A 16,933-nucleotide genomic window follows, 5' to 3' on the forward strand; every position below is an offset into this window, starting at 1 on the left:
GCTTTCGACGTCCTCACCATCGGTGCCGGACGGGTGCTGCTGAGGGGTTTTCCGGGTAGCCGGATTTCACCATGTGTTGAGTTCTCCCCTTCCCCGGCGCCTGAAACTCATCTAGCGTTGAGTTCAACACTTGATGAGTTTCGGGAGGAACCATGTCCATCGAGGTCAGCGACCTCGTCGTGCGGCGTGGGAGGAGAACCGTCCTCGACGGCTTCTCCTGCGTCATTCCGCGGGGCGGTGTCACCGGGCTGCTCGGCCCGAGCGGCAGCGGCAAGACCACGCTGATGCGCGCGATCGTCGGCGTGCAGGTCGTCACGTCCGGCACGGTGACCGTGCTCGGCCACCCGGCCGGGTCCGCGCCGCTGCGCAGCAGGATCGGCTATCTCACCCAGGCGCCCAGCGTCTACGCCGACCTCACGATCGCCGAGAACGCACGGTACTTCGCCTCGCTCTACCGCCTCGGCGGGAAAGAGGCGGATGCGGCGATCACGGCGGTCGGGCTCGACAGCGCGAAGAATCAACTGGTGTCCGATCTGTCGGGCGGTCAGCGGAGCCGGGCGTCGCTCGCCTGCGCCATCGTCAGCCGGCCCGAGGTGCTGGTGCTCGACGAACCCACCGTCGGCCAGGACCCGGTGCTCCGGGACGAGCTGTGGGACCACTTCCGAAGGCTGGCCGCCGACGGGACGACGGTGCTCGTCTCCAGCCACGTGATGGACGAGGCCAACCGCTGCGACCGGCTCCTGCTGATCCGTGAGGGCACGCTGATCGCCGACGACACCCCGGCCGCGGTCAAGCGCAGCGCCGGAACGGACGACCTGGACCAGGCGTTCCTCACCCTGATCCGCAAGCACGAGGGGGCGGCGGCGTGATACTCGCGAGCACGATCCGAAGGATCCTGACCCAGCTGCGGCACGACCCGCGGACCATTGCGATGATCATCGTGGTGCCGACGTTGCTGATCACGCTGATCTACTTCATGTACGAGGGGCAGCCGCACGTCTTCGACCGGGTCGCCCTGACCATGCTGGGCGTCTTCCCGTTCATCGTGATGTTCCTGATCACCAGCATCGCCATGCTCCGGGAACGCACCACCGGCACCCTGGAACGCCTCTTCACCACCCCGGTCGGCAAACTCGACCTGCTCTTCGGGTACGGGATCGCGTTCGGTCTCGCGGCCGCGGCCCAGGCGGCGGTCGCGGCCGGGTTCTCCTACTGGGCCCTGGACATGCGCACCGCCGGCAGCATCGGCCTGGTCATCCTGATCGCTGTCGCCAACGCCGTCCTCGGGGTCGCGCTCGGCCTGCTGTGCAGCGCGTTCGCCCGGACCGAGTTCCAGGCGGTGCAGTTCATGCCGCTCGTGGTGGCGCCGCAGCTGCTGCTCTGCGGGTTGTTCGTGCCGCGCGAGGACATGGCCGGGTGGCTGCAGGCGATCAGCGGCGTGCTGCCGATGTCCTACTCGGTGGAGGCGCTGACCGAGGTGGGTGTGCACGCCGAGCCGACGGGCATCATGTGGCGGGACCTGACCGTGGTGGTCGGCGCGATCGTGGTGGCGCTGATCCTCGGGGCGGCGACGCTCCGGCGCAGGACCGCTTAGGCCGTACGACAAAAGGGGTTTGATCGATGGTGCGACGGACCGGACGCCGGCCCGGCAACCCGGACACGCGGGAGGCGATCCTCTCGGCCGCGCGCAGCGCGTTCGCCGAGAAGGGGTTCGACGGCGCCTCGATCCGCGCCATCGCGACCGGCGCCGGTGTCGACCCGGCGCTGGTCCACCACTATTTCGGCACCAAGGACAAGCTGTTCCTGGCGACCATGAACGCGCCGGCCGACCCGACCGACCTGATCGCGGAGGCGAGCGCGGGGGAGCGGCACGAGATCGGCGAACGGTTCGTGCGCGCCTTCCTGGCCATGTGGGACGGTCCGCGCGGGTCGGCGGCGGTGGCGCTGCTGCGGTCGGTGGTCGGCACCGAGTGGACCGCGAAGATGTTCCGCGAGTTCATCGTCACCCAGATCCTGCGCCGGGCCACCGCCAAACTGGACCTGGACCCGGCGGAGGCCGAGCTGCGGGTCACCCTGGCAGCCGGCCACCTGGCCGGGCTCGCCCTGGCCCGCTACGTGATCAAGGTGGAGCCGCTGGCGTCGGTGCCGTCCGAGACCCTGGTCGCCGCGGTCGGCCCGGCGGTGCAGCGCTACCTCACGGAAGAGTTGCCGGGCGTCTTCGGAGCATGAGATCGGGCCCGGCGGGGCATGCGGCAGTCCGTGCGGTACCCATCGATCATTCTGCTGCTGCTCGCGGCCGCCGGGTGCGCGCCGGCCGGCGACGCCGCGGAGGACACCGCGCGCCGGTTCCTGCAGGCGGTCGCGGACGGTGACGGGCAGGCCGCCTGCGGCGCCCTCGCTCCGCGGACCGCGGAGGAGATCGACGCGCCGTGTGCGGAGAGCATTCTGGGCGAGTCGCTCGCGGCGCCCTCACCCCGGGCGACTGCTGAGGTGTACGGGCAACGCGCGCTCGTGACGTTCGACGGCGACGCCGTGTTCCTCGCCGTCTTCCCGGACGGCTGGAAGGTCGTCGCCGCCGGGTGCACGCCGCGCGGCGATCAGCCGTACGACTGCGCCGTCCAGGGCGGGTGAGCCGGATGCGCGCCCAATACCTGCTGCTGCTGTTCGTGGTGACCGCCGGGCTGCTGTACTTCGCCGCGCTCGGGGTGATGCACCGATGAGACGGCTCCGCGACAACTCCCTCGGCCTGGTGTTCGGGCTGCTGTTCCTGATCGTGCTGGTGGCCCAGGCGTTCGCCGGGCACGCCGACTTCAACCAGCAGCAGATCGCCGCCGGCATGGAACCGATCGGGCTCGGCCGCTATCTGACGTCCGCCTCGTTCGCGGCCGACGTGGCGGAGAACTGGCAGTCCGAGTACCTGCAGTTCTTCCTCTACATCTTCCTCACCGTCTGGCTCGTCCAGCGTGGCTCCCCGGAGTCCAAACCGGTCGGCAGCCCGCACGACGCCACCGGCGTGGAGGGCTGAACCCCGCGTGTGTATTTCCGGCGCGCACAGCGGCCGAAATACACACGCCGGCTCAGGCTTCCGCGGCCACCCGGGCGGACAGGAAGGCGTCGATCTGCGCCCGGGTGTGCTCCGGCACGCCCTGGAACTGCAGGCCCAGCTCGGCGGTGTCACCCTGGGGCACCCGGCGCACCACCCGGGCGTCGGCCTTCCCGCTCAGCCCCTCGAAGGTGAACTCGGCCTGCACCAGCTCACCCACCGGGAGCGCGGTCGCGGCCGCGACGATGCAGCCCAGACCGTCCGAGCTGAGGTCCATCATCTCCGCCTCGATCGGCGCCGGGCGGGTCGCGGTCCGCAGCCGCACCGAGCCGCTGACCGGCAACCGGTCGTGGCGGCGGCGCTCCAGGCGCTCCGCCACATCCGACAGATCGCCGATCTGGTGCATCGTCGTGTCCACGCTCTGGTGCAACTGCCGGACGATGTCGTGCTGCTGGTCGGCGATCCCGCCGAGCTGGCGCATCGCCTCCTCGATGTCGCCGACGTCGGCGATGATCGCGCTGAGCGTCTGGCCCATCTTCGCGACGTCCGCCTCCAGGGTCGCGATCGTGCTGGTGATCTGCTCGGTCGAGTCGGCAGTGGTGTCGGCCAGGCTCTTCACCTCGTCGGCGACCACCGCGAACCCGCTGCCCGCCGCGCCGGCCCGGACCGCCTCGATGGTCGCGTTCAGCGCCAGCAGCCGGGTCTGCGAGGCGATGCGTGAGATCACGCTGGCGATCCCGGCGACCTGGCGCAGGCTCGCGTTCAGCGCGGTGGCCGACTCGCCGGCGCTGTGTGCCCGCTGGACCAGCGCCTGTGCCGCGTCGCTGGTGATCGAGACCCGCTCGTGGGTGGCGGCCGCGGCGTTCCGGGCCTCACCCACGTGCAGGACCACGTCCTCCAGCTTGCCGCCGATCACCTCGGCGGTGTCGTCGATCGCCTCCCGGGCCCGGCGCCGCAGCCGCTGGTTGAGCTCCCGCTGCTGGGCCTGGGCGGTCTGCTCCTGCACGGCCAGGGCGCCGCGCAACTGCTCCAGCTCGGCGTCCCGCTCCCGCAGCGCCGCGGTCAGCTCGGCGACCGTCGCCTCGGCGGATCCGCCGCCGGGGGCCGGCCTGTCGCTGCCGGCGAGCTTCGACCAGAACGGCATCAGTGAGAGACCCCCGGGGCGGGTACGTCGGAATGATCTGACGCTACCTCAGTCGCCGGTCAGGAGGTCGTCGATCTGGCCCATCGCCGCCCGCACACCCTCCGCCATGCCCATCCCGGCCGACCGTTCCAACTGCTCGGCGTCGCGGAACCGGAACACCGTCGTCATCCGGGTCCCGGCCGCGGCCGGCTCCAGGGTGACCACGCCGTGCATGGCGTCCGCCGGGTCGAGCGGCTCCCCGTCGTCACCGGAGAACCCGGCGTCGAACTCCAGCCGGCCCGGCTCGTCGACGTCGGTGATCAGCCACCAGCCCCGCGGCTTCGCGCCCTCCGGCGTGGTCATGTGGTAGCGGACGTCGCCGCCGGGCTTGAACTCGTAGCGGTCGAAGGTGGCCGGGTAGCTCGGCGGGCCCCACCAGCGCTCCAGCTTGCGCGGATCGGCCCAGACCTGCCACACCCGGTCCACCGGGGCGGCGAACTCGGCGACGAAGGTGAGCGTCAGCGCGCTGACGTCCTTGTCGGAACTGATCACGGTCATCTCTGCTCGTCCTCCTGGAGAATCTGCTCGATCCGGGCGACCCGCTGCCGCCAGATCTCCTCGTACTCGTCCAGCAGCCGCGCCACCCGGCGCAACGCCTCGACCTCGCCGGTCACGATCTGCTCCCGTCCCCGCCTGGTCTTGCTGACCAGGGCGGCCTGCTCCAGCACCGCGACGTGTTTCTGCACCGCGGCGAAGCTCATCGGATAGGCGCGGGCCAGCTCGGACACCGACTGCCCGGACCGGATCACCCGGAACAGGATGTCCCGCCGGGTGGCGTCCGCCAGCGCGTGGAAGACACGGTCCGTATCTACAACCATGTGGTTGTACGTTAGCCGCCACCGGCGCTTGGGGCAAGGAAAAGCTTCAGAAGGGTGCCCGGCCGCCGATGAGGCGGGTCCGGATCGAGGAGGCCAGCATGACGAACGCCCGCACGACCACCATCAGCATCGGCACATCGACCACGCCGACCGTCCGGGACACCCAGACGGCCTGGCTGCGGATGCGGGAGGACGCGCTCCGCGATGTCCCGCGCCGGTGGTCAGCGCAGGACGGTCAGCGCTTCGGCGAGAACGTCGGTGGCGTCCTTCACGTCGACCTCGCGCATGCGTAGCGGGCCGCCGGTCTCGGTGAGCAGCGCGGCGTGCGGGCCGCCGGCGTAGAACGGGGCGAACCCCAGGTCCCGGATGATCTGCGAGGCGGCCGCGCGGGCGTCCGCCTCGTCGGTGCACACGTACTCGGTGAGCAGCGGGTCGTGGCCGCGCCGCCGGCTCAGCACGTCGGTCGAGACGGTGTTGAACGCCTTCGCCCAGTGCGCCTCCGGCGCCCAGTCGATCAGCGTCTCCAGGCCGGAGACGCTGTCCGGGACGTCCGGGTTGGTCGCGTCGATCACCACCTTGCCGGTGATCCCGCCGCGGGTCAGCTCCACCGCCTCGTGCGCGGACTCCCAGTTCGGGCTGAAGATCACCACGTCGCCGAAGGCCGCCGCCTGCGGGATCGACATGACCCGCAGCGGTGAGCCGTCCCGGCCGAGCTCCGCCCGCAGCCGCTCCGGGTGCCGCGAGGTGACCGCGACGTCGTGCCCGCTCTCGGCGCACCACCTGGCCAGCGTGCCGCCGAGCTGCCCCGCCCCAATGACACCGATACGCATGTCCTCAGGGTGCCCGCCGGATCACCCGGGCGAGTGGTGATCCGGGAAATCGCCGTAGATCATCCGCAACTCGACGGTGACCAGATCGTCCACCAGGGCCTCCGGATCGGCGCTGCCGGCGAACGCGGCGGTCCGCAGATCGTCGATCAGCCCGGCCAGCACCCGCGGGTCCGGACCGGCCGGGGCCCGGCCCGACGCCCGCTCCCGCCCGATCCGATCGGCGAGCCGGTCCACGTGCGCGGCCCGCATCCCGTCGCGCCACCGCGCCAGCGGCGGGCAGCCGGGCGCGGCGGCGAGCGCCCCGGTCAGCAGCCGGCCCTGGTCACGCCAGAGCGCCGCGAGCGCGGACAGCGCGGACCGCAGCGACGCCGCGTCCGGCCCGTCGCCGTCGAGCCAGGGACCCGCGTCCCGGCCCAGCTCACCGGTGATGCCGTGCAGCAGGGCCACCACGACGGCGAGCTTGGAGTCGAAGTAGAAGTAGAAACTCGACCGGGAGATCTCCGCTCCGGCGGCCAGCTCGTCGATGGTGATCTCGGCGAGGGGTTTGCGGGCGAGCAGGGCCCGGGCGGTCTCCAGGATCGCGTGCTCGCGGCGGTCGCCCTTGCTGGGCCCGCGGCGGCGGCCGGGGAGTGTGCTCATACCGACACACTAACGCGGTGTCGACTTTTTCGACGTACTGTCGATTCCGAACGACACGCCGTCCCACTGCGAGCGTGTGGATTTCGGGTGGAGTGTCCGCCCGAAATCCACACGCTGGTCAGAGCCGTTAGGAGCACCGATGAAAGAGATCCGCCTCGCGTCCCGCCCGGTCGGCTGGCCCACCGCCGAGACGTTCGAGATCGCCGAGACCGCGACGCCCGAGCCCGGCCCCGGCCAGGTGCTGATCCGCAACATCTACATGTCCGTCGACCCGTACATGCGCGGCCGGATGAACGACGTGAAGTCCTACATGCCGCCGTTCCAGGTGGGGCAGCCGCTCGACGGCGGCGCGATCGGCGAGGTCGTCGCCTCCAACGCCGAGGCGGTCCCGGTCGGCGCCCACGTCGTGCACAACCTGGGCTGGCGCGAGTTCGCCGTCGCCGACGCCGAGCGGGTGCGCGTCGTCGACCCGGCCGCCGCGCCCACCCTCTCGGCATACCTGGGCCTGCTCGGCATGACCGGCCTCACGGCGTACGCGGGCCTGCTCGACATCGCGCAGTTCCGCGAGGGCGACACCGTGTTCGTCTCCGGCGCGGCCGGCGCGGTCGGCAGCGTCGTCGGCCAGATCGCCCGGCTGCGCGGGGCGAAGCGGGTGATCGGCAGCGCCGGCTCCGCCGAGAAGGCCCGCCACCTCACCGAGGACCTGGGCTTCGACGCGGCCTTCAACTACAAGGCCGCGCCGGTGCGCGAGCAGCTCAAGGCCGCCGCGCCGGACGGCATCGACGTCTACTTCGACAACGTCGGCGGCGACCACCTGGAAGCCGCGATCAGCGTGATGAACAAGTACGGCCGGATCGCCATGTGCGGCGCCATCGCGCACTACAACGACACCGCCCCGCCGGCCGCGCCGCGCAACCTGGCCGCCACCATCGGCAAGGAGATCAACCTGCGCGGGTTCCTGGTCGGCAACCACTCGCACCGGATGCCCGACTTCGTCGCCGAGGTCGGCGGCTGGCTGCGCGCCGGAAAGATCACCGCCCGGGAGACCGTCGTCGAGGGTCTGGAGAACGCCCCCGAGGCGTTCCTCGGGATGCTGCGCGGCGAGAACACCGGCAAGATGGTGGTCAAGGTCGCTTAACCAGCAATTAAGGTACGCCCGGCGACCTTTTCGTACGGGTCGCCGGGTATCACCCGGAACTGAACGCCGATTCAGTCGCTCAGGTGAACGGAGTGGATACAGAACGTACGGTTGATCGCCCTCGTCCGTACGGGTGAGGTCACTGACGGAAAGCAGACACTAGCGTTCCCGTGTGGCGAATCGGTTCCCCCTCTGGGGACAAGCGGGCTGGGCAAGTGCCGAGGTGGTCGGCGAGACGCACTACGCGAAAGCGATACGTGCGCTCTTCGGCGGCGACTTCGACCCGCGGGGCACCGACCTGACCATCCCCGTCCAGCTCGTCCCCGACCGCAACAACAAACACGACCGGAACGCGGTCGGCGTCTGGTCCGGCTCCAGCCTGCTCGGCCACCTGCCCCGCTCGGAGGCCGCCCGGTACGTCGGCGTCCTCACCGACCTCACCACCCGCGGCCTCACCCCCGAGGTCAACGCCCGGATCACCGGCCGGGAATGGGGCGCCGCCGACGGCCGCCCCGCCGCCTTCGACAGCACCATCCGCCTCGACCTCGCCGAACCGCACATGCTCGTCCCGGCCAACGCCGCCCCGATCCAGGAACACCGGCTATTGCCGTCCGGATCCGCCGCCCAGGTCGTCGGCCAGCAGCAGTTCCTCGACGCGCTGGTGCCGCTGCTCCGCCCGGAGGGCGAGTGCTGGGCGTACGTCACCCTCCACGAGATGGCCGACCACCTCGTCGAGGTCCGGATCGGCGACGCCCGGGTCGGCGACCTCAGCCCCAAGATGAGCGGCGAACTTCTCCCGGCCCTGCGCCACATGGCCGAACAGGGCCTGGTCACCGCGGCCCGGGCGATCGTCCGCGGCAACAGCGGCAAGAGCGAGGTCATGCTCTACGTGGCCCGCGCCCAGGACCTGCCGGACAGCTGGCAGGGCACGGCGAACCGCCCGGGGCCGGGCGCTCCGGCCGGTGGCGCCCCGGGCCGCGGCACGGCGAGCGTCCCGTCCCCCGGCGTGGCCGCCACGGGACCGGTCACGCCGGGTCCCGGCCCGCTTCCCGGCACCCCGGCGCCGGCGATCCCCGGCATCAGCGCCTCCGGCGCCCCGGCTCCGGGCACCGCGATGTCCGGCGGTCCCGGCTCCGGCGCCCCGATGTCGGGTGGGCCCGGTTCCGGCGGCGCGCTGCCGGGCGGCCCCGGCTCCGGTGGGCTGATGTCCGGCGGCCCCGCTTCCGGCGGCCTGGTGCCGAACTGGGTCAGCGGCGACTCCCTGCCCAGCTGGGCGGCCCCGGCCAGCACCAACCCGGCGATCACCCCGGCGCCGGCGACCAGCCCGGTACCGTCGTCGCCGGTCTCCCCGGCCGCCCCGTTCCCGTCGAACACCGGCTCGTTCCCCGCCAGCACCACCGGCTCGATCCCGTCGAGCGCGGCCGGTTCGTCGTCGTTCCTGTCGACGTTCGCCTCCTCGCTCGGCCCGGGGGCGCCCTCTTCGCCGCCCGGGACGTCATCGCCTTCCGCGCCCGGGTCGCCGTCCTCTGCCGACCAGTTCCCGGGACAGTCCGGGGCCTTCTCCGCCGGGTCGGGCGCCTTCGCGGCCGGCGGCCGCAGCGGCGCGGGTTCGCCCGGCACGGAGTCGCCCGCGCCCGGCTGGGCCGCCGGTGGTGACGGCCGTCTCGGCTGGTCCACGTCCGGCGACACCACACCGAGCTGGGTCACGCCCAGCGAGAACCCGCCGACCCTGGCGCCCGCCGGCGAGAACCCGCCCAGCTGGGCCACCCCCGGTGAGAGCTCGCCGAGCTGGGCGAACGCCGGCGACGACACGAACCGCAGAGTGCCCAGCTGGTCGGCCGCCAGCGGCGCGGTACCGAACGTTCCGTCTGCCGGTGGTGCGGTACCGAACGTTCTATCTGCTGGTGGCGGGGTGCCGAACGTTCCGTCTGCTGGCAGCGCGGTACCGAACGTTCTGTCCTCCGGCCGGCACTCCGCGACCACCCCGGTTCCCCGGAGGGAAGGCTCGGGCGGGCTGCTGACCGACCCGCTCAACCGGCCGGTCAGCCCGGCCGCCCCCACCGGGCCGGTGAGCCCCGCGCCGGCGGTCGGCGACGACTACGCCATCGCCGAGACCACGGTGATCCCCGCCCTGGCCGCCGTGGTGAAGGCCAACTCGGGCGCGCTGGCCGGTCTCGCCCCGGTCTCCGGCGTCCCGGAACCCGCGAACCCGCACCCGCCGATCCCGCCCGCCCCGACCGGCATCAGGTTCGTGGTGCCGTCCGGCTGGCCCACCCCGCCGTCCGGGTGGTACCCGCCCGAGGGCTGGCGTCCCGACCCGGCCTGGCCCCCGGCGCCCGCCGACTGGCAGTTCTGGGTGCCCACCTGGGACTGACCCCCGGTAGATCATGTGCCGGGTTCGGCCGTCATGAGTCTTCTTCCGGGGTACTGAACGGCGAGTGGTCAAGCCCTTGTCCGGGGCGATGCGGGTCACGACTGCGGCCGGGGCTCCCCGGGCCAGAGCCCGATCTTGTGAACCCGACGCCGGAGCGGGGCGCACAAGATCCAACTTCCGCCCCTTCTTCTGCGCTGAGCTGCGGAAATCCGGCACCTTCCCCCCAAGATCGCGAGCCTTGTCGATCTCGGGGAGGAGTTGCCGGGCCGCGTCGCACAGGAACGCCGGCCGCGGGTCGATCGTGCGTACGGGCTCACCCGTTCGAAGGCCGGCGAACGCGGAGATGAGCAACCGGGAAGAAGGCTCTCCTGCGCGCCCGGACTCACCACGCGATGACGGGTCCTGGTTCCACGACGCGTCTGGGGCCGGCCGCCGGTCGCCGCCTGGGGGATTGTCGTGCGCGTGGCCCGTACCGGGAAAGGTTTGGGTAGGGGATCGGCCTGGAGGGGAGCTTTCCTCCGATTTGGGGGATTTTAGGAAGCTCAAAGGGATTTTGGTGGCCGGATAGGTCGGATTAACCCGGCAAATCGCCACGCTGACACCCCTCTGCTTGCTGGAATGTGCAAATGCGGTGGGATGATGCTGACGGGCTGACCGGACGGCCGGACGCGCGTGTCCGGGGAGTGCTCGAGTCCTGGCGTGCCGGTCTGCTGGACCTCACCGCCGGCAATCCGCTGATCCATGTGGATCCGGACTCGCCGGGTGTGGTGGCGATCGACAGCCCGTCGCCCCGCAGCGTGCTGGAGGCGTTGCAGCAGGGCCGCGAGTGCGGGTTCCTCGGCGTCGAGGAGCAGCTGGAGGGGCCGCGGCCGCGGGCGGCGAGCGCGTTCCAGACACCGATGGCGGACGCCGACATGGACGCCACGCTGCGGGCGTTGCGGCGCACCGACCATCGGGACCAGCTGGAGTACGGGCTGTCCACCCTCTACCTCGCGCTCGGCACCCTGCACTGGAAGGACGACCAGCGGGAGTACGCCAGCCCGATCCTGCTGCTCCCGGTGGACCTGGTCGACGCGGACCCGCTCGACTACCCGCGGCTGCGTGCCCGCGCCGAGGACCCGATGGTCAACCCGGCCCTCACGGTGAGCCTGCGGCAGCACGGCGTGGAGCTGCCCGGGGTGGAGAGCCTGACCGGGCTGGACGTCACGGTCTTCTGGGCCCGCCTCGACGCCGCGATCAGCGAGCATCCGGAGTGGCGCACCGACGAGGCGATCGTGCTGTCCCGGTTCACCGTGCACCGCGAGGTGGTGTACCACGACCTGGTCGACAACGAGCGGCAGATCCTCGCGCACCCGGTGGTCCGGGCCCTGGCGACCGAGGCGCGGTCGCAGATCGACGCGTTCCGGTTCGAGCCGGTCCCGGCCCGCCGGATCGACGACATGGCGTCGCCGGACGACGTGCCGCTGGTCCTGGACGCCGACGCCGCCCAGCGGGCCTGCGTGTCGGCGGCGCTGGGCGGGCGCAGTTTCGTGATGCGGGGCGCGCCCGGCACCGGCAAGTCGCAGACCGTCGCGAACATGATCGCGGCGCTGATCCACGCCGGGAAGCGGGTGCTGCTGGTCTCCGAGAAGGCCGCCTCCCTGGACGTGGTCAAGGACCGGCTGGCGCACGCCGGGCTCGACGACTACCTGCTCGAACTGCACAGCGAGCGGATCGGGCGGGACCAGGTCGCGGCGACCCTCGCGGCGGCGCTCGACTTCATCCCGCTGCCGCCGCCGGGGCTGTCCACCGACGAACGGGAGGAACTGCGCGAGCACCGGGAGCGGCTGAACGCGTACGCGGAGGCGATGAACGAGGTCCGGGAGCCGCTCGGCCACCGCCTGCACGACGTGCTCGGCATGTGCGCGCAGATGACCGACGTGCCGGCCGGGCCGGTGCCGCAGGTGCTGCCGGTCCCGCTCACCACCCAGTCCCTGCAGAAGGTCCGCGACGCCGCCGACCGGCTCGGCCGGGCCTGGCGCCCGGCGCTGCGCGGCGACGACTTCCTGTGGCGCGACGTGATCGACCGCAACGGGCTCGACGCCCGCCTCAACCAGGCGCGGGCGTCGCTGGAGAACCTGGTCGAGGCGTCCACGAAGGACCCGGTCGCGGCCGCGTTCCGGACCCGGCACCTGTCCGACGCGATCGCGCTGACCACGCTGATCGGGCACGCCGCCCGCCGGCCCGCCGAAGCCGCCGACGCGTGGTTGCTGCTGGAGAGCCTGGAGCCGGTGGCCCGCGCCGCCGAAGGGCTGCTGCGCCACCTCAAGGCGCTGAACCAGGCCGAGGAGGCGGTCCGGGCCCGGGCCGGGGTGAGCTGGTCGGCGCTGCCGTCGCCGGGCAAGCTGCCGATCGTGCCGAACCTGGCCCACCTGGACCCGCCCGCTGTGGAGATGCTGCCGCTGACCGCGGCGCAGTCCCGGGGCCTGGCCCGCCGGTTCGCCGAGGAGGCCGACCGCCTGGAACAGCACCAGCACAGCCTGGACCGGGTCACCGCCCGGCTCGGGCTGCCGAACGTGGTGGCGTTCTCCGACATCGGCCGGGTCGCCGCCATCGTCGACCTGCTGTCCCGGGGCGACCGGCCGGAGGCGGCCTGGTTCGACGCCGCCGGGATGGCCGCCGCGCACACCGCCGCCCGGGTGCTGCAACGCGCCGTCGAGGTGGTGCGGATCGCCGAGGCGAAGGCGCGGGAGCACTTCAACGAGGCGGCGCTGGCGCATCCGGTGGACGAGCTGGCCGACCGGTTCGCCACCGTGCACCGGGGGATGGGGAAGCTGCGGGCGCCGTACCGGCGGGACCGCAAGGCGGCCGCCGAGATCGCCCGGCCCGACGTCAAGCGCAAGCAGGCGGTGGCGAACCTGGCCAGCGCGGCCGCGTGGAAGAAGGCGCTGAACGACCTGGAACAGGCCGAACGCGAGCACGCCCGGGTCCTGGGCCGGCACTGGCAGCACCTGGACACCGACTTCGACACCATCCGCCGGGCGCTCGGCACCGCCGACGAGGTGCTCCGGGTGACCCCGCCGGAGGCCCTGCCCGCGGTCATCGAACGGGTCAGCGCCGCCACCCCGAACAGCGCGATCATCCGGATCGTCACCGAGGCCCGCAAGGAGTTCGACAGGTGGACCGCGGCGCTGCGGCCGCCACCCGAGCCGGCGCCCCGGCCGCAGCTGGCGGCCGGGCCGATCCACGACGCGGTCACCTGGCTGCGGGCCCACGTGGAACCGCTGACGGCGGCGTCGGAGCTGGTGCAGGCGTACAGCGCGGCGTCCGGCCGGGACTTCACGCTCGCCGAGTCGGCCGCCGTCGGGCTGCTCCGGGAGACCGCCGCCGACGCCGCGGCGGCACTGTCGGCCAACAACACCGAGTACGCCAAGGTGCTCGGGGACGCGTACCGCGGCACCCAGACCGACGTGGAGGCGCTCGCCGCCGCGATGGCGTGGACCTCCGAGGCCCGGCGGATCCGGGTGGGCGTGGACACCGCGCTCACCGCCGCCCAGGTGGAGGCGCTGCGCACGGCCCGGCCCACCGACGCCCTGCCGACCCGGGTCGCCGAATGGCAGGCCGCCCGGGACTGGATCCTGCGCGCCTTCGCGCCGCGCCGGCACGCCGCGCTCACCTCGGCGCTCGACGACTACCAGCACGCCCGCGAGCTGATCCAGGCGCTGCTCGAGGATGCCGCGGGCCAGCAGGAGTGGTTCGAGTACCAGGAGGCCCGCGCCGTGCTCGCCGAGCACGGGCTGGCCGAGGTCGTGGACTTCTGCGCCGCCGGGAACCTGGCCGTCGAGCAGATCCTGCCGGTGCTGGGCCGGTCGCTGTTCCAGTCCTGGGCGGACACCGTGATCCGGGAGGACGCCCGGCTCGCCCCGCTCGACGCCGACGCCCGCGACCACCTGGTCGAGGAGTTCCGGCTCTGGGACTCCCGGCTGCAGCGGGCCGCTGCGGCCGACGTGATGAACGCCGTCGACGAGATGCAGCCGACCGGCGCGGCCGCCGCCGAGGCCGCGCTGCTCCGGGCGTCCGCCGCCCAGCAGGGCCGCCGGCTGCCGGTGCAGGAGCTGATCGGGGCGACCCGGCATGCCACCCTCGCGGTCAAGCCGTGCTTCCTGACCGTGCCCGCCGACGTCAGCCGGCTCGTCCCGGCCGACCTCACCTTCGACGTGGTGATCATCGACGAGGCGTCCCGGGTGCCGATCGCGGACGCGATCACCTGCGTCTACCGCGGCGCCTCGTTCGTGGTGGTAGGCGACGACCGGCAGCTCACCGCGCTGCCCACCCCCGGCGACGAGCGGTCCATCCTGGACCTGGCGATGAGCTGCGCCGCGTTCCCGGTGCTGGACCTGGGCACCCACTACCGCAGCCGGCACGAGTCGCTGATCGCGTTCGCCAACCACACCTTCTACCAGGGGCGGCTCAACACGTTCCCGCCCGCGGGGCCGGCCGGGCCGGACACCGGCGTGCAGATGTTCCCGGCCGATCCGGAACACGGCGACGAGGGCGTGGCCGCGATGGTCGCCGGCCGGGTCGCCCACCACTTCGTCACCCGGCCCGAACTCAGCCTCGGCGTGATCGCCGGGACGCCCGCGCTGGCGGGGCTGATCGAGGCCGCGGTCGCCGACATGGTGGTGCCGCCGGACGACGACCGGCTGCACGGGTTCTTCGTCAAGGACGTCGAGACCGTGCAGGGCGACGAACGCGACGTGATCATCCTGGCCGTCGGCGGGGACCTGGGCGGCTTCGACGGGCCGGACGGCTGGCGGCGGCTGAACGTGGCGTCCACCCGGGCCTGCCGCCGGATCGAGGTGATCTCCACGCTCCGGTCCCGGGACCTGCCGGACACCGAGGAGCTGCGGCCGCTCGCCGCCTACCTCGACTACGCGACCCGGGGTGAGGAGGTGCTCGGCCTGGAGGACCCGCGGCCGGAGGCGCAGACCCCGTTCGAGGACTCGGTCCGTGACGTCATCCGGTCGTGGGGCTACCGGGTGCGTACCCGGGTGGGCACCGGCGCCTTCCGGATCGACCTGGCGGTGCGCCGGTCGACGCGGCGCAACGCGCCGTACGCGCTGGGCATCGAGTGCGACGGGACGACGTACGACTCGGCACCCGCCGCCCGGGACCGCGACCGGCTGCGTGAGCAGGTGCTGCAGAGCCTCGGCTGGCGGCTGCACCGGATCTGGGGGACCGCGTGGTACCTGGACCGGGAACGGGAGGAACAGCGGCTGCGTGCCGCGATTGAGGAGGCGCTCGCCCTGTTCCCGCCCGAGGAGCAGGCGCCGGAGCTGGACGGCAGCGCGGTTCCGGCGGCGGCGCCGGCGGTGACCGCGGAGGTGGCCGAGGAGCGCGAGCCGGTCACGATCGTCGAGACGCTTGAGGGGTACGCGGCCGCGGAGCCCGAGCCCGCCTTCGAGCCCGAGCCCGAACCTGCGTTCGCGGCCGCCGACATCGTGGACGTGGCCGAGCCCGAGTACGCCGCGGTGGACGCGTTCGCCGACCTCGAGGAGGAGGCGGACGAGGCGATCGCGCTCGACGACGACCTGCTCGAGGAGGAGGTCGCGACCGAGGAGGCGGACGCCTATCTGGCCGGCGCCGGGGACTTCGAGCAGCACATCGAGGAGAAGTGGGCGGCGGCGCCGGAGGAGTGGGCGGAACCCGAGCCGGAACCCGAGCCGGAACCCGAGCCGCAGGTCCGTCCGGCCCTGTTCGAGCGGATCGCCCGCAACGACCTGCTGGCCGGGCTCGACGACGAGCCGCGGGTGCGGCCGGCCACGTTCGAGCGGATCACCCGCAACGAGCTGCTCGAGGAGTACGACGAGGACGAGCCCCGGGTGCGGCCGGCGGTGTTCGAGCGGGTCACGCGTACCGAGATGACCACCGAGATCACCGAGGAGCCGCGGGTCACCCGGGCGGTGTTCGAGCGGGTCACCCGGGAGACCACCGAGATCGTCGAGCAACCGCAGGTGGCGCCGGTCGCCTTCGAGCGGGTCAGCCGGCCGGTGGCGGGCCTGCCGATCGCCGATCCGGTGTTCGTGGCCCCGTCCCGGCCGGAACCCGTGCCCGTGCCCGTGCCCGTCACGGAACCCGCGCCCGCGCCCGTGCCCGTCACGGAACCCGCGCCCGCGCCCGTGCCCGTCGCGGAGCAGGCGCCCGCCGCTCCGGCCCCCAAGAAGAGCACGACGCGCCGGAAGAAGACGCCGGTGCCGGCGGCGCATCACGGGCCGGAGGAGTGGGCTCACCCGTACCGGAAAGCGAAGTTGCCCGCCCTGCCCCACGGCGCCACCGTGACCGATCCGGAGAGCCGCACCAAGATCGCGGAGGCGATCCGCCGGATCGCCGCGAGCGAGGGCCCGGTGCACATCAGCGTCGTCCTGCAGCGGATGCGGGAGGAGTGGGGGCTCGCCCGGATCACCCGGCAGGCCCGGGCCGTGATCGACGCCGAGATCGAGACGCAGGCCGGGAAACACCGGGTGACCTGGGCGGACGAGTTCCTCGGCGATCCCGGCCAGATCATCGCGCCGGTCCGGCTGAAGGCCGCCGGGGTGGCCCGCAAGGCCGACCAGATCGCCGACGCCGAGCTGCGGGTGGCCCTGGAACACCTGGTCCTGGACGCCGGCGCGGTCGACGTGGACGGTCTGCTCGCCGCCACCGGGAAGCTGTTCGGCTGGGCCGCGCGGCGCTCCACCGAACTGGACGGCAGGCTCACCGGGCTGATCGCCGACCTGGTCAGCGAGGGCCGGCTGACCCGGCGCGAGGACGGCCTGAGCGCCGCCCACGACCTGCCCGACCCGCTGTCCCTGCCGCGTCACTCCGCGGCGGCGGCGCCGGCGAAGAAGGTGCGCGCCTGATTCGTCCGCCGAGGGGCCGGCCGTCAACGG

General features: G+C 72.9%; 13 protein-coding genes. 8 read left to right on the plus strand and 5 right to left on the minus strand.

The window, feature by feature from the left end; translation table 11 throughout:
- Window positions 1-152 precede the first annotated feature (152 nt).
- The 5 genes from ACZ3II_RS21765 to ACZ3II_RS21785 all read left to right on the plus strand — a co-directional run bounded on the left by ACZ3II_RS21765 (window position 153) and on the right by ACZ3II_RS21785 (window position 3,025).
- On the plus strand, window positions 153-869 hold the full coding sequence (locus tag ACZ3II_RS21765; RefSeq protein ID WP_465519518.1) for an ABC transporter ATP-binding protein: 717 nt from the start codon (window positions 153-155) through the stop codon (window positions 867-869).
- Window positions 866-1,594 carry an ABC transporter permease gene (locus ACZ3II_RS21770; RefSeq protein WP_465519519.1) on the plus strand — a complete coding sequence of 243 codons (729 nt, stop codon included), beginning with the start codon at window positions 866-868 and terminating at the stop codon, window positions 1,592-1,594. Before ACZ3II_RS21765 ends, ACZ3II_RS21770 begins: the two co-directional genes overlap by 4 nt.
- 26 nt (window positions 1,595-1,620) lie before the next feature.
- A complete protein-coding gene (locus ACZ3II_RS21775; RefSeq protein WP_465519520.1) occupies window positions 1,621-2,229 on the plus strand; it encodes a TetR/AcrR family transcriptional regulator in 609 nt (202 codons plus the stop codon).
- Window positions 2,230-2,259: 30 nt separating this feature from the next.
- Complete coding sequence (locus tag ACZ3II_RS21780) at window positions 2,260-2,631, plus strand: hypothetical protein (protein ID WP_465519521.1); 372 nt, start codon at window positions 2,260-2,262, stop codon at window positions 2,629-2,631.
- Window positions 2,632-2,716: 85 nt separating this feature from the next.
- Window positions 2,717-3,025: a DUF6766 family protein gene (locus ACZ3II_RS21785; protein WP_465519522.1), complete on the plus strand. Its 309-nt coding sequence runs from the start codon at window positions 2,717-2,719 to the stop codon at window positions 3,023-3,025.
- A 52-nt stretch (window positions 3,026-3,077) separates the two neighbouring features.
- Here ACZ3II_RS21785 and ACZ3II_RS21790 read toward each other — a convergent pair whose 3' ends face one another.
- The 5 genes from ACZ3II_RS21790 to ACZ3II_RS21810 form a co-directional block, all read right to left on the minus strand.
- Window positions 3,078-4,187 carry a methyl-accepting chemotaxis protein gene (locus ACZ3II_RS21790; protein ID WP_465519523.1) on the minus strand — a complete coding sequence of 370 codons (1,110 nt, stop codon included), beginning with the start codon at window positions 4,185-4,187 and terminating at the stop codon, window positions 3,078-3,080.
- Between the two features lie 48 nt (window positions 4,188-4,235).
- Window positions 4,236-4,724, minus strand: coding sequence for an SRPBCC family protein (locus ACZ3II_RS21795; RefSeq protein ID WP_465519524.1), 489 nt, complete (start codon window positions 4,722-4,724; stop codon window positions 4,236-4,238).
- The gene (locus ACZ3II_RS21800; RefSeq protein WP_465519525.1) at window positions 4,721-5,044 is read right to left on the minus strand and encodes an ArsR/SmtB family transcription factor; all 324 of its coding nucleotides are present in this window, start codon (window positions 5,042-5,044) and stop codon (window positions 4,721-4,723) included. The genes ACZ3II_RS21795 and ACZ3II_RS21800 overlap by 4 nt, the downstream gene beginning before the upstream one ends.
- A gap of 221 nt (window positions 5,045-5,265) precedes the next feature.
- A complete protein-coding gene (locus ACZ3II_RS21805; protein WP_465519526.1) occupies window positions 5,266-5,874 on the minus strand; it encodes an NADPH-dependent F420 reductase in 609 nt (202 codons plus the stop codon).
- A 21-nt stretch (window positions 5,875-5,895) separates the two neighbouring features.
- Window positions 5,896-6,513 carry a TetR/AcrR family transcriptional regulator gene (locus tag ACZ3II_RS21810; RefSeq protein ID WP_465519527.1) on the minus strand — a complete coding sequence of 206 codons (618 nt, stop codon included), beginning with the start codon at window positions 6,511-6,513 and terminating at the stop codon, window positions 5,896-5,898.
- A 139-nt stretch (window positions 6,514-6,652) separates the two neighbouring features.
- Between ACZ3II_RS21810 and ACZ3II_RS21815 the strand changes: the two genes are divergently transcribed.
- From ACZ3II_RS21815 to ACZ3II_RS21825, 3 genes are all read left to right on the plus strand, one after another.
- Window positions 6,653-7,651, plus strand: a complete 999-nt coding sequence (locus tag ACZ3II_RS21815) for an NADP-dependent oxidoreductase (protein ID WP_465519528.1) — start codon at window positions 6,653-6,655, stop codon at window positions 7,649-7,651.
- Window positions 7,652-7,823: 172 nt separating this feature from the next.
- Entirely contained in the window at window positions 7,824-10,025 is a 2,202-nt protein-coding gene (locus ACZ3II_RS21820; protein WP_465519529.1) for an HIRAN domain-containing protein, read from the plus strand.
- Between the two features lie 626 nt (window positions 10,026-10,651).
- Entirely contained in the window at window positions 10,652-16,903 is a 6,252-nt protein-coding gene (locus tag ACZ3II_RS21825) for a DUF3320 domain-containing protein (RefSeq protein WP_465519530.1), read from the plus strand.
- Window positions 16,904-16,933: the final 30 nt, after the last annotated feature.

The sequence above is a fragment of the Actinoplanes sp. NPDC019969 genome (assembly GCF_055562375.1).